Origin of the sequence: Amylibacter marinus (genome assembly GCF_030160015.1) — a bacterium.
Classification (GTDB): Bacteria; Pseudomonadota; Alphaproteobacteria; order Rhodobacterales; family Rhodobacteraceae; genus Amylibacter; species Amylibacter marinus.
Genome location: NZ_BSNN01000002.1, coordinates 379,863 through 392,756, shown reverse-complemented (window position 1 = coordinate 392,756; position 12,894 = coordinate 379,863). Strand labels below are relative to the sequence as shown.

General features: G+C 52.0%; 14 protein-coding genes. 10 read left to right on the top strand and 4 right to left on the bottom strand.

The window, feature by feature from the left end; genetic code table 11:
- Nucleotides 1-32: 32 nt before the first annotated feature.
- Nucleotides 33-1,130: an anhydro-N-acetylmuramic acid kinase gene (locus QQL62_RS02785; RefSeq protein ID WP_284375980.1), complete on the top strand. Its 1,098-nt coding sequence runs from the start codon at nt 33-35 to the stop codon at nt 1,128-1,130.
- Between the two features lie 9 nt (nt 1,131-1,139).
- Here the strand turns inward: QQL62_RS02785 and QQL62_RS02780 are convergent, their stop codons facing one another.
- Nucleotides 1,140-1,793 carry an alpha/beta hydrolase gene (locus QQL62_RS02780; protein ID WP_284375979.1) on the bottom strand — a complete coding sequence of 218 codons (654 nt, stop codon included), beginning with the start codon at nt 1,791-1,793 and terminating at the stop codon, nt 1,140-1,142.
- A gap of 165 nt (nt 1,794-1,958) precedes the next feature.
- Between QQL62_RS02780 and iscR the strand changes: the two genes are divergently transcribed.
- From iscR to QQL62_RS02740, 8 genes are all read left to right on the top strand, one after another.
- On the top strand, nt 1,959-2,420 hold the full coding sequence (gene iscR, locus QQL62_RS02775) for a Fe-S cluster assembly transcriptional regulator IscR (protein ID WP_284375978.1): 462 nt from the start codon (nt 1,959-1,961) through the stop codon (nt 2,418-2,420).
- On the top strand, nt 2,417-3,541 hold the full coding sequence (locus QQL62_RS02770; RefSeq protein WP_284375977.1) for a cysteine desulfurase family protein: 1,125 nt from the start codon (nt 2,417-2,419) through the stop codon (nt 3,539-3,541). The genes iscR and QQL62_RS02770 overlap by 4 nt, the downstream gene beginning before the upstream one ends.
- Nucleotides 3,542-3,551: 10 nt before the next feature.
- Complete coding sequence (gene sufB / locus QQL62_RS02765; protein WP_284375976.1) at nt 3,552-5,057, top strand: Fe-S cluster assembly protein SufB; 1,506 nt, start codon at nt 3,552-3,554, stop codon at nt 5,055-5,057.
- A gap of 168 nt (nt 5,058-5,225) precedes the next feature.
- Nucleotides 5,226-5,540 carry a YbjQ family protein gene (locus tag QQL62_RS02760; RefSeq protein ID WP_284375974.1) on the top strand — a complete coding sequence of 105 codons (315 nt, stop codon included), beginning with the start codon at nt 5,226-5,228 and terminating at the stop codon, nt 5,538-5,540.
- Between the two features lie 10 nt (nt 5,541-5,550).
- Nucleotides 5,551-6,306, top strand: coding sequence for a Fe-S cluster assembly ATPase SufC (gene sufC / locus QQL62_RS02755; protein ID WP_284375972.1), 756 nt, complete (start codon nt 5,551-5,553; stop codon nt 6,304-6,306).
- The gene (locus tag QQL62_RS02750; RefSeq protein ID WP_284375969.1) at nt 6,307-7,587 is read left to right on the top strand and encodes a SufB/SufD family protein; all 1,281 of its coding nucleotides are present in this window, start codon (nt 6,307-6,309) and stop codon (nt 7,585-7,587) included. It begins immediately after the preceding gene.
- A gap of 5 nt (nt 7,588-7,592) precedes the next feature.
- Entirely contained in the window at nt 7,593-8,072 is a 480-nt protein-coding gene (locus QQL62_RS02745) for a YIP1 family protein (RefSeq protein WP_284375967.1), read from the top strand.
- A complete protein-coding gene (locus tag QQL62_RS02740) occupies nt 8,065-9,285 on the top strand; it encodes a cysteine desulfurase (protein WP_284375964.1) in 1,221 nt (406 codons plus the stop codon). The genes QQL62_RS02745 and QQL62_RS02740 overlap by 8 nt, the downstream gene beginning before the upstream one ends.
- Before the next feature lie 51 nt (nt 9,286-9,336).
- Here the strand turns inward: QQL62_RS02740 and QQL62_RS02735 are convergent, their stop codons facing one another.
- The gene (locus QQL62_RS02735) at nt 9,337-9,615 is read right to left on the bottom strand and encodes a DUF6525 family protein (RefSeq protein WP_284375962.1); all 279 of its coding nucleotides are present in this window, start codon (nt 9,613-9,615) and stop codon (nt 9,337-9,339) included.
- Nucleotides 9,616-10,398: 783 nt separating this feature from the next.
- On the opposite strand from QQL62_RS02735, the gene QQL62_RS02730 reads away from it, so the two are divergent.
- The gene (locus tag QQL62_RS02730; RefSeq protein ID WP_284375960.1) at nt 10,399-10,863 is read left to right on the top strand and encodes an NUDIX hydrolase; all 465 of its coding nucleotides are present in this window, start codon (nt 10,399-10,401) and stop codon (nt 10,861-10,863) included.
- 269 nt (nt 10,864-11,132) lie between these two features.
- Here QQL62_RS02730 and QQL62_RS02725 read toward each other — a convergent pair whose 3' ends face one another.
- Nucleotides 11,133-11,915 carry a dioxygenase family protein gene (locus tag QQL62_RS02725; protein WP_284375958.1) on the bottom strand — a complete coding sequence of 261 codons (783 nt, stop codon included), beginning with the start codon at nt 11,913-11,915 and terminating at the stop codon, nt 11,133-11,135.
- Nucleotides 11,916-11,917: 2 nt separating this feature from the next.
- The gene (locus QQL62_RS02720; protein ID WP_284375956.1) at nt 11,918-12,880 is read right to left on the bottom strand and encodes a glutathione S-transferase family protein; all 963 of its coding nucleotides are present in this window, start codon (nt 12,878-12,880) and stop codon (nt 11,918-11,920) included.
- Nucleotides 12,881-12,894 lie beyond the last annotated feature (14 nt).

The window sequence follows — 12,894 nt, the reverse complement described above, 5'->3', positions numbered from 1 at the left end:
TTTTAGCGTCATTTCAGCGAAAGAAAAGCACCATGTCACAAAATCAGATTTATCGCGCCCTTGGTCTTATGTCTGGCACCTCTTTGGATGGGGTTGATGGTGCTGTGTGCATCACAGATGGGCAAAAAATCCTTGGGTTCGAGGGCGGATACTATCGCCCATATTCCGATCAAGAGCGCGCAGTTCTGCACGGGCAATTGGGAAAATGGCCAGAAGGTGGCGGATTTGACCAAGCCCAAGAAATCATTCACAAGGCGCATATAGAGGTGATTGCCCATTTTCCCGATGCGGATATCATCGGGTTTCATGGCCAGACACTGAACCACGATCCAAAACAAGGGCGCACATTTCAGCTGGGCGATGGCGCAGCCCTGGCACATGCCACTGGGCGCAGGGTGGTCTGGGATTTTCGCAGCGAGGATGTCGCCGCAGGCGGGCAGGGCGCGCCGTTGGCCCCGTTCTTTCACTTTGCCTGTGCCAAAACCTTGGGCCTGCGCACACCCATTGCATTCCTAAACCTTGGCGGGGTTGGCAATGTGTCGTGGATTGACCCCAGCAAGCCTAACCCTGATAGCGCGGGCGCGATACTGGCCTTTGATACCGGCCCAGCAAATGCCCCGATCAATGATTTTGTCGCGCAGCGCCTGTCGGTTGAATTTGATAAAGACGGGGGCTTGGCCGCAAGCGGACAGGTTAACACCGCCGCCCTAGAACAGTTTTTCAAGCATCCGTATTTCGAAACTAAGCCACCCAAGTCACTGGATAGAAACGATTTTGCTGATATCCAAGACGTGGTGTCAGATCTGAATAGCGCCGATGGCGCCGCCACCCTAACGGCCATCGCCACCAGCAGCGCCTATGCCGCGCAGATGTATTTTGCCGAAGATCCCAGCCGCTGGTTGGTCTGTGGTGGCGGGCGCAAAAATACTACAATCATGACCGCCCTTAGGCAAATGCTGACAGGTTCTGTGGATGCGGTCGAGGCGGTTGGCTTTGATGGGGATATGTTCGAGGCACAGGCCTTTGGCTTCTTAGCTGCGCGGGTGGTGAACGGGTTGCCAACCTCTGCCCCCAGCACCACAGGATGCCCCACGCCGATATGCGGGGGCCAAATCAGCCCGCCGCTATAAACGTTTTCTCTAACGTGATGTTTCCGTCAGGCGGCGGCGTACATATTCATCCACTGACCCAATCATTGTGTCCATATGATCATTTTCAAAGAAATGACCCGCACCTTCGATCACCTCGTGGGTGATGGTTATGCCCTTTTGCTCGTGCAATTTACCAACCAAACCTTCTACATCACTGGGCGGAACCACACGATCAGATGATCCGTTGATGATCAATCCAGAAGACGGGCAGGGCGCAAGGAAGCTAAAGTCATATGTATTTGCTGGTGGAGCCGCAGAAATAAAGCCCGAAATCTCTGGGCGGCGCATCAGCAATTGCATGCCGATCCATGCCCCAAATCCAAATCCAGCCACCCAGCAATGTTTGGCGTTGGGGTTCATGGCCTGCAAATAGTCCAGCGCGGATGCCGCATCAGATAATTCGCCAATGCCCTGATCATATTCCCCTTGCGAGCGCCCCACACCGCGAAAGTTAAACCGCAGAACCGTAAAGCCCATGTTATAAAAGGCGTAATGCAGGTTGTAGACAACCTTGTTGTTCATCGTGCCACCAAATTGCGGGTGCGGATGCAAGATAATGGCAATCGGCGCATCCTTGGTTTTCTGGGGGTGATAGCGGCCTTCTAATCGACCATCTGGACCGGGAAATATAACTTCGGGCATTTTTCTGTGCTCTTCTTTTTATAAAGCAATTCGCAAATTTCGTTTCTTGACGAATTTGCTCGGTAACTTTAGAATGGTTCTAAATTGAGGAACGATTTCCCCGCACTAACCTTGGTGATTAAGGTTTTGGGCGGGTTTCGTCAACAACTTCGGGAAAGCAAGGCCATGAAACTCAGCACAAAAGGCAGATATGCGATGATTGCGCTGGTGGATTTAACCATCGAGGGCGAAAAAGGCTTGGTCTCTCTGGGGGAAATCTCTGCACGCCAAGATATTTCGCTAAATTATCTAGAACAGCTGTTCCTAAAGTTGCGCCGCGCAGAAATCGTATCCTCCGTACGCGGGCCAGGGGGCGGGTATAAATTGGCCCGATCTCCCGATTCCATTCGCGTATCCGATATACTCGGGGCCGTAGACGAAGACATGAATGCCCTATCCAAAGGGGCGGGCGCATCTGGGGCCTCCTCTGGCACACGTGCGCAATCTCTTAGCAATCGTCTATGGGAAAGCCTCTCCGCTCAGGTCTATGTGTTTCTGCATTCCGCGCGCCTGTCAGACCTGATCGAAAACCAAATCGCGCCGTGCCCCGCGGTGCCCAGCCTGTTCCAAGTGGTGGACGAAAAATGACCCGCAGCTATCTAGATTGGAACGCCACCACACCACTGCGCCCAGAGGCCCGCGATGCAATGATCGCCGCCATGGATGTGCTGGGGAACCCCTCTAGCGTGCATTATGAGGGCCGCGCCGCTACCCAAATCGTAGAACAGGCCCGCGAGGACGTGGCCGCGCTGTTTGGCTGTGGGCGCAATGATATCGTATTTGCAGGCTCCGCGACCGAGGCCGCGGCCATGGCTCTGCCTGAAAATGCCAGTATCGCTGCATCAGATATAGAACATGATGCGCTATCTGCATGGGTACTGGATGCGGCGCTTTCGGCAAATTTGGATGTAGATCACAATGGCATCCTGACCGGCCAAATAAATGGCACAGATATCAGCGATGCATTGGCCCAAGATGTGGTGATCATGCAGGCCGCCAATAGCGAAACTGGGGTGATGCAAAATCTGATGCCAATTGCACAGAAAATCTGGGGCGCGGATCATCCTGCCTTGGTGGTGGTGGATGCGGTGCAGGCGCTGGGGAAATCCAATTTTTCACTCGATCGCAGCGGTGCTGATTTCGCCCTATCCTCGGCCCATAAAATCGGCGGCCCTAAAGGGATTGGTGCACTATATGTAAAGCCAGGCCTGGAAACCCGCCGCCTGATCAAGGGCGGAGGTCAGGAACAGGGTCGACGCTCAGGAACCGAAAATGTAATTGGTATTGCGGGTTTTGGCGCGGCAGCCCGCGCGGCAACGCGCGATGTCAATGACGGCATCTGGGAACCAATCGCAGAACTGCGCGATCAATTCGAGGCCCGTATCCAAGATGCAGTTCCAGAGGTACAGATCATCGGGCAGGGGGCCGCGCGCCTTGGCAATACCAGCTGTTTTGCCACCCCAGGATGGAAGGGCGAAACCCAAGTAATGCTAATGGATCTGGCCGGTTTTGCCATTAGTGCGGGCTCTGCCTGCTCATCAGGCAAAGTGAAAACATCAAAGGTCTTGAAGGCCATGGGCTTTAATGACATTACAGCCGCCAGCGCTGTTCGTATGTCTATTGGCCCGACAACAACAACAGACGAGGTGATGCGCTTTGCGGATGCATGGATCAGAGCCTACCAAAAATTTGCGGCCAAGGCGGCCTAAGGGGAAAGATATGAGCGAAATGATTGCCAAGGATGGCGTAGAAGAAGAAACCGTAGAAGCGGTAAAATCCCTTAGCGGCACCTATAAATATGGTTTCGAGACAGATATCGAAATCGAATATGCCCCCAAAGGTATAAACGAAGATATCGTGCGCCTGATTTCAGAACGTAACGAAGAGCCGGAATGGATGCTGGAATGGCGCCTTGCGGCTTTTGAGCGCTGGTTGCAAATGGAAGAGCCCGATTGGGCCATGGTCGACTACCCCAAAATCGATTTCCAAGATATCTATTACTATGCCCGCCCAAAATCCATGGCCGAGGAAAAACCAAAGTCCCTAGATGACGTAGACCCAAAGCTGCTGGAAACCTATGCAAAACTGGGCATCCCCTTGAAAGAGCAGGCCCTATTGGCCGGTGTCGAGGCCCCCGAAGGCGAACGCAAGGTCGCCGTTGATGCGGTATTTGACAGCGTATCCGTAGGCACCACATTCCAAGAAGAGCTGAAGAAAGCGGGCGTGATCTTCATGTCTATTTCCGAGGCGGTAAAAGAGCACCCAGATTTGGTACGCAAATACTTGGGCACCGTGGTTCCACAATCGGATAACTACTACGCAACGCTAAACTCAGCGGTATTCTCCGATGGGTCCTTCGTCTACATCCCAGAAGGCGTGAAATGCCCGATGGAACTATCGACCTATTTCCGCATCAATGCAGAAAACACAGGCCAGTTCGAGCGCACATTAATCGTGGCCGAAAAAGGCTCGCATGTTTCCTACCTAGAGGGCTGTACCGCACCGCAACGCGATGTGGCGCAATTGCACGCAGCGGTGGTAGAATTGGTGATCCAAGAGGATGCCGAGATCAAATACTCGACCGTTCAAAACTGGTTCCCAGGCGATGAAAACGGCAAGGGCGGCATCTATAACTTCGTCACTAAACGGGCCGATTGCCGCGGCGATCGCGCCAAGGTGATGTGGACACAGGTCGAAACCGGCTCTGCGGTTACATGGAAATACCCATCCTGCATCCTGCGCGGCGATGATTCACAGGGCGAATTCTACTCGATCGCCATCGCCAATAACTATCAACAGGCCGATACAGGCACCAAGATGATCCATTTGGGCAAGAACACCAAATCACGCATCGTGTCCAAAGGTATTTCCGCAGGCAAGGCGCAAAACACCTATCGCGGCTTGGTTTCCATGCATAAAAAGGCCAAGGATGCCCGCAACTACACCCAATGCGACAGCTTGCTAATCGGCGATAAATGTGGCGCCCATACCGTGCCCTATATCGAGGTGAAAAACAATTCCGCCCGCGTAGAGCACGAGGCAACCACATCCAAGGTAGATGACGAACAATTGTTCTACTGTCGCCAACGCGGCATGGATGAAGAAGAGGCGGTGGCCTTGGTGGTCAACGGGTTCTGCAAAGATGTGCTTCAAGCCTTGCCAATGGAATTCGCTATGGAAGCACAGGCCTTGGTAGCTATTAGTTTGGAGGGATCAGTTGGGTAGAAAATTTACGCTTAGTATCGCCATAGTAGCGCTGATTACAACACTTTTGGGGGGTTCCGATCATGGCATGGTGCGCATCCCGGGGGATTACTGGATGCTCGTTCCAGGTGTTGAAGTTCATTACGGTTGCAATTTCAATGATGGTTCCTGTTTTGACGGGGGGGCATTATGATCATCACAACCACACTCTCCGTCGAGGGCGCGACAATCGAGAAATATCACGGTGTTATCGCTGGCGAAGTCATCATGGGAGCAAATGTCGTGCGCGACGTTCTTGCATCGCTCACAGATTTCTTTGGCGGCCGTTCGCGCGCCTATGAGGCCAAATTAAACGACGCCCGCAATGCCGCGTTACAAGAATTAGAAGAGCGCGCCACAAATTTGGGCGCCAACGCTGTTGTCGGTATCGATTTGAAATACGAAGTCGTCGGCAAATCAATGTTAATGGTTTCTGCCACAGGCACAGCCGTCACAGTTAAATAGGACACTACGAATGCTAAATATTAAAAACCTCCAAGTTGGACTTGAAGAAGAAAATAAACAAATCCTAAAGGGTGTAGACCTTGAAATCGGCGAGGGCGAAGTGCACGCCATTATGGGCCCCAATGGATCTGGTAAATCAACCACGTCCTATGTGTTGGCTGGCAAGGATGGCTACGAGGTCACCGAAGGTTCTGCCACATTGAACGGCCAAGAGCTGTTGGATATGGAACCAGACGAGCGCGCCGCCGCTGGCCTTTTCCTTGCGTTTCAATACCCTGTGGAAATCCCAGGCGTTGGCAACATGACCTTCCTGCGCACAGCCGTTAACGCACAGCGCAAGGCACGCGGCGAAGAAGAGCTATCAGCAGGCGAGTTCCTAAAAGTGGTGCGCGAAAAGGCGAAAACCCTGAAAATCGATGCGGATATGCTAAAGCGCCCTGTGAATGTTGGCTTTTCTGGCGGCGAGAAAAAACGCAATGAAATCCTACAGATGGCCATGCTAGAGCCAAAGATGTGCGTGCTAGACGAGACAGATTCTGGCCTAGACGTGGATGCGATGAAATTGGTGGCCGAGGGCGTGAATGCCCTGCGCGATGGCAAACGCTCGTTCCTTGTGATCACCCACTACCAGCGCCTGCTGGATCACATCAAACCTGATGTGGTGCACATCATGGCCAATGGCCGCATTGTAAAAACCGGTGGCCCAGAATTGGCCCTAGAGGTCGAAAACAACGGCTACGCCGATATCTTGGCAGAGGTTGGATAAATGGTTGCGCAACCTAAACTAGACCAAGGTGCCGCATTGCTGGCGGCCTACGCCCAACCCTCTGGCGCGGCTTGGATGAATGATGCCCGTGCCAAGGCCCGCGCATCCTTCGCCGCCATGGGTGCCCCGCATAAGCGCGACGAATATTGGAAATACACCGACCCATCGGCGCTTACGGCGATCCCCACGGCGGATGCTGATCTCTTTTCCACCGATGCACCTATCATGTTCGATGAAATTGATCGCGTAAAGATCACCTTCGTTGATGGCGTGTTTGATGCGGATCAATCTGATGATCTGGCATTGGCGGGCTGTAGCATCGAAACATTGGCCGATGTGGCCGCCACAGACATCCACTGGGCCAAAGAGCTGTTTGGCACCCTAGAGGCCGCCGGCCAAGACCCCGTCGAGCGTCCCTTGGCGGCGCTAAATACCGCCCTTGCGACCCAAGGTTTGGTGATCCGCGTCACCGGCACTTGCCCTAAACCGCTTGCTATCCGCTACGTCCATGCCAGCGAAACATCGGATGCATTGGTACGTCATCTGATCAAGGTTGAAAAAGGCGCAAGCCTCACAGTGCTAGAAAGTGGCGCCGGAGCGGCCCGTTTCAACTCGGTGCTAGAAGTTGATGTGGCAGACAAAGGTGCGTTTCACCACGTGCGCTCGCAAGGTCGCGATCACGAACGTAAAACCGTCACCCACATGTTTGCACGCCTTGGAACCGAAAGCTTGTTCAACAGCTTCACCCTAACCGTTAATGGGGTGCTGACGCGCAACGAGGTGGTGCTAGAGCTGCTGGGAGACGACACCCAAGCCACCGTTGCAGGTGCCTGCGCTGGTGATGGCGCCAGCTTTCATCATGATGACACGGTATTCATCACCCATGACGCCGTAAATTGCGAAAGCCGTCAGGTGTTTAAAAAGGTTCTGCGCAATGGCGCTACCGGGGTCTTTCAGGGCAAAATTCTGGTGCAACCAGATGCCCAGAAAACCGATGGTTACCAGATTTCCCAAGGCCTGCTGTTGGATGACGATAGCAATTTCCTAGCGAAACCAGAACTAGAGATTTATGCCGATGATGTGGCTTGCTCACATGGCTCAACTGTTGGCGCAATTGACGAGGATGCCTTATTCTACCTAGGCTCTCGCGGTGTGCCGCACAAACAGGCCCAAGATATGCTAACGCTGGCGTTTCTTGGCGAGGCACTGGACGAGATCGCCGATGAGGCCCTGCGTGGCGAAATCGAAACCCGCCTGGGCGCATGGATGGAGCGCCGGTAGGGGCCATGGCCGTAGTTTCCGATATCACAGGGGCCTATGCATCGCCAAAACGCGCGATGCGCAGGCAAATTCAGGCGGGTATAGAAGAGCCCCAAACACTGTTTTTTGCACTGTGCTATGGATTTCTCAGCTTTGTGTCGCTCTTGCCTGCCTTGGCACAGCGCGCGATTGTACAAGATCTGGAACTTTCGGCACTGGCAGGCGCACAATTCATCGCCAGCGTCTTCATGATGCCGCTGTTGATGTATGGGATCGCGGGCATAAGCCACTGGATACTGGCACGGTTTGGCGGGCAGGGCAGCTATGTTGCGGCGCGTCGTGCGCTGTTTTGGGCGGGATTGGTGGCGGTGCCATTGTTGTTGCTCAGCTCTGCTCTGTCGGTGTTTATCCCCGAGATGCGCGTTTTCGGCGCCATTGTGACGGCAATGGTATTTTTCTGGCAGTGGATCAGCTGTTTAATCGAAGTGGAATACCCCAATGTATGATGTAAATGAAATCCGCAAAGAGTTCCCAATTCTTGGTCGGCAGGTCAATAATAAGCCATTGGTCTATCTAGACAATGGCGCATCAGCCCAGAAACCACAGGTGGTGATAGATGCCATCACACAGGCCTACAGCCAAGAATATTCTAATGTTCACAGGGGGCTACACACACTATCAAACCTTGCCACTGAAAATTACGAGGCCGTTCGCGGCAAAATACAACGCTTCATTGGGGCAAAACACGCCGATGAAATCCTGATCAATTCGGGCACCACCGAGGGCATCAACATGGTGTCTTACGCATGGGCCGCCCCGCGCATGCAAGCCGGTGATGAAATCATCCTAAGTGTTATGGAACACCACGCCAATATCGTGCCGTGGCATTTCCTACGCGAGCGTCTGGGCGTGGTGCTGAAATGGGTAGAACCCGATGAAACAGGCCACCTAGATGCACAGGCGGTGCTGAACGCCATCACGGATAAAACCAAATTGATAGCCATTACGCAAATGTCTAATGTTTTGGGCTCTGTTGTCGACGTAAAAACGATTTGTACCGGCGCCAAGGCCAAGGGAATTGCGGTTTTGGTTGATGGATCGCAATCTGCGGTACATATGCCGGTGGATGTGGCCGACATCGGCGCAGATTTTTTTGCGATCACCGGGCACAAACTGTATGGTCCAACCGGCTCTGGCGCCATCTATGTTAAGCGAGAACGCCAAGAGGAAATGATCCCGTTTATCGGCGGTGGTGATATGATCAAAGAGGTGACCCGCGACACGGTCTGCTATAACGGCGGTGTACATAAATTCGAGGCAGGAACCCCCGGAATTGTTCAAACCATCGGCTTTGGTGCGGCCCTTGATTTCATCACAGATCTAGGAATTGAAAACATTCATGCCCATGAAAACGCTCTGCGCGATTATGCAACAGAGCGCCTCGGCGCTTTGAATTGGCTAAATGTCCAAGGCACCACCGTGGACAAAGGCGCGATCTTTTCTTTGACCATCGAGGGCCACGGGCATCCGCATGATATATCCACCGTGGTAGATCAACGCGGCATAGCCGTACGGGCAGGGCACCACTGTGCGCAACCCTTGATGCAGCATCTTGGCGTAAATGCCACCTGCCGCGCTTCCTTTGGTCTTTATAACACGATGGAAGAGGTGGATAAATTGGTAGATGCGCTGACCCTCTGCCACGAGTTGTTCGCATAATGGCTCATTAGTCGAACCTCAAATACACCAGCGCGGCGGCTAATCAAGGTTCTAACATTTTGTTTGATTGCTGATGGAGTATTTGTCACGGGACAGTGTTTTGCCTTCTGCACGCCTCAGAGTTTCCAGCGCGGCTTCTACGCTGTGTCCTTCGGCGCGAACACGGTTCCAGATGCGCTTGGCTGAGACAGGTGACCATGGCAGAGCCGCCTGTGAGAGCCATTGGCGTAGTGGGCCAGGCAAGGCATCATAGGCCTGCATTGGATCACCACTGCGGCGACGGCCGCGCAGGCTGGTGCTTCCTAGATTTTTAGATCGACACTTTGGCATGGCCTGAGGTGGAATGAATTGATGTGGTTACATCACGCAACTACAATAGTTACCATCATTACGCAACAGTTGATGTTACAGACATTTTGCTCACTAAGTTGCCCGTTGATCGTATTTCTCTATGCTATCCAGATTACAATGTTTCGCATCGATCAATAGTGATGTCTGTGCTGGGTATTAAAAGAACATGATCACAGCCCTTTATACCACTTCAGCATCAAGAGGATTATCGGAAAATGAGCTGTAACCTTTAGGGTCTTGATATATATGATTTATACTGGCTATCACATGAAGTCTACAATTTACTAAATTAACATAATATCAATTATAAGAACTATACATACCGAAATCTGGTCATATACATACTCTATATTCCTAAGACTCCTTCTTTGAGACTCGATAACTTCCTTCGGTACATTGATCCGCGCAAATCACAGATAAATATCAATTTTTTACAAACCTAAAAACTTGGCGTCTCCTGACAGCAAAGCCTATACCAAGTTTCTCGTTCCCTGCCCCAATTTTTCACTAGATGCTCAGTCGACAACAGCTTTCTAATATATGTCTTCAGTCAAATGGGCCTAAACCTGTTGAACGAGGGGTAAGCTTTTATAGATCTCAGCCAACTGGAAACGTTAGATGTTGTCATACGACATGAACACGACCCAAAAAATAACAACTACAATCTGCTAGAAATCAATGCCCCGATAGACGACTATCAAAAGGCTCGAAAACAGCCCTGACCTACCTAGACACTGAGGCTTATCGTGGTAAGTGTGAACGATGACTGTCTGGAGACCACAACAAAACATACAAGTAAAAGCTCTGGGCCTTGTCTGGCGAAAAGGCTTGTTGCTCGCGAGCGAGATTTATCTTGATGACGGGACTGTAAAAGGAGTTAGACCTCTCGGCGGCAGACTAGAGTTCGGTGAGACATGGCGTGAGGCGCTTGTGCGAGAATTCGACGAAGAACTCGGTGTTAGGGTTGAAGCAATCGGTGCGCCATTAGTTCTAGAGAACATTTACACGCACCAAGGGGTCGTCGGACATGAAATCACATTCGTATCCGATGTGTCATTCCCAACCGACGCCTATGAGCAAGATGATACCATAGAGTACTTTGAAGACAACGGTGAAAAGTGCACTGCCCGCTGGTATGATATAGACCAATTGGATCGTGGAGATTTGGAACTCTATCCAAGCGGGCTTAAAAGCAAGCTTCACGAACGAAATAAAATTAGTTCCTAAGGTCGGTTTGGCAGCATACTTGCCGTTACCCACAATGCTTAGCAATCAGGCCACATAGTTACGCCGATATTATGGTGCCCAGTTAATGGAATTCACTTCCATATCGTTTTCCGATACCTAGTTTTCGCAGGCTCACTAAACCACACTCGAAATTCAAACTGACTTGCGCGGCCCAAAGCCGGTCCCTTCCCCTAAATAGACTTTGCGCGCTATCTGGTATCACTTTACCCCGCCCCTCACTCACGGTATTTCCAGACAACTACACAGCCTCAAGAGGCATCACTCACCTCCCATGCGGCCATGCCGATTGAACCGTAACTGTAGCTTCTGTGCAGGTTGCGCATTTCTAGCCCCGGGCGCGCATCACAGATCCCTGCAACCAAGATAAGAGGCAGAAGATGTTCGGATGTTGGATGTGAAAACCGGCCACTTTCAAGAGAATGAAAGTGAAACAAGCTCGACCAGTCCCGAGCGAGAAAAACACGTTCAAGCCAATCGTCAAAATCCATTGCAAATTGGGGCGCCGGAGTGCCTTCAGGGGCTAACTTGTACAGGTTGTGAACGGTTGCTCCGGAACCGATGACCAGAATGTCTTGGACGGCCAAGGTTGCCAGCGCGCGACCAATCAGGAACAAATCCTGCGGGCTATGACCTGTTGGCAGCGACAGTTGTACAACGGGAATGTCGGCACTGGGACGCGAGAGCATCAGGGGAATCCACGCCCCGTGATCCAACCCGCGTCGCGGATCATCTCTGACAGCAAACGTGCCCTTGCTCAGCGCGCTCTTGGTTGCGTCAATCAACCAAGGCGCGGTTTTGGCGGGATATTGCAGCCGATTAAGGGCAGAAGAAAACCCGCCAAAGTCGTGGATCGTATCCAGTTTAGGCGCCGTGGTCAGCGTCAGATCAGAGGTTTCCCAATGAGCTGAAATAATGACAATGCCCTTGGGAATGGGCCGATTTTTGAACAATCCCCGTAGGAACCACGTGCCGGGTATATCGCTCAGAGCAAGATCGGGCGCACCATGAGGTAGAAAAAGAGCAGATTGCATGATTAAAAACCCAGGCCCGACAAGTCCGGCCCAGTTGGCACTATACCGTTTGGATTCAGAGACTTGATCGAATAATAGCCCGCTTTGATATGATCCATCCGTACAGTCTCGCGTATTCCAGGAATGTCCAACACCGTTTTTAGAAACTGCTGTAAATTCGGATAGTCAACAATCCGATACCGGTTGGTCTTAAACAACCCAACATAGGCGGCATCGAAACGGATCAAAGTAACAAAAGCCCTGATATCAGGCTCAGTGATCACGTTACCCAATAAGAATTGTCGCCCGTCAGACAGCCGTTCTTCGAGATGATCCAGCATTGCAAATATCTGATCATTCGCCTCGTTATAGGCAAATTGACTGCTGGCAAATCCTGCTTTGTAAACGCCATTGTTTAATGTGTCATAGAGTTCGGAGTTCAGCGCTACAATCTTTGCGCGTAATGCTTCTGGATACAGATCAACACTGGTATCCGCAAGCGTGCCAAATCCCGAATTCAAAATCCGAAGGATGTCAGCACTTTCATTGTTTACGATGCGGTTGGTCTTTTTATCCCACAGAACGGGAACGGTCGCTCGGCCAGACACATGCGGATCACTCTGCGTGTAGAAATCATGCATATAGCTTGCACCGATCAACTCATCGCTTGGGTTCGATCCGGGGAAGTCACCGAATGTCCACCCCTGATCAGATAGCCGTGGATCCACAACTGAAATGGAGATGACCTGCGCGAGGCCCTTCAAGGCACGAGCCATCAAGGCCCGCGAGGCCCAGGGGCAAATATAGGCAACAATCAGATGGTATCGGCCCGCTTCAGCCTGTAAGGCAGACTGCCCCTCGGGGCCCGGCCGACCATCTGGTGTAATCCAATCTCGAAACATCGAGGTTTGCCGAACAAAACGCCCCTGTTGATCTGTCCCCTGAACCGGCTGCCATTCCGCTTCCCATTTGCCATTTACCAACATATCCAATCTCCTGC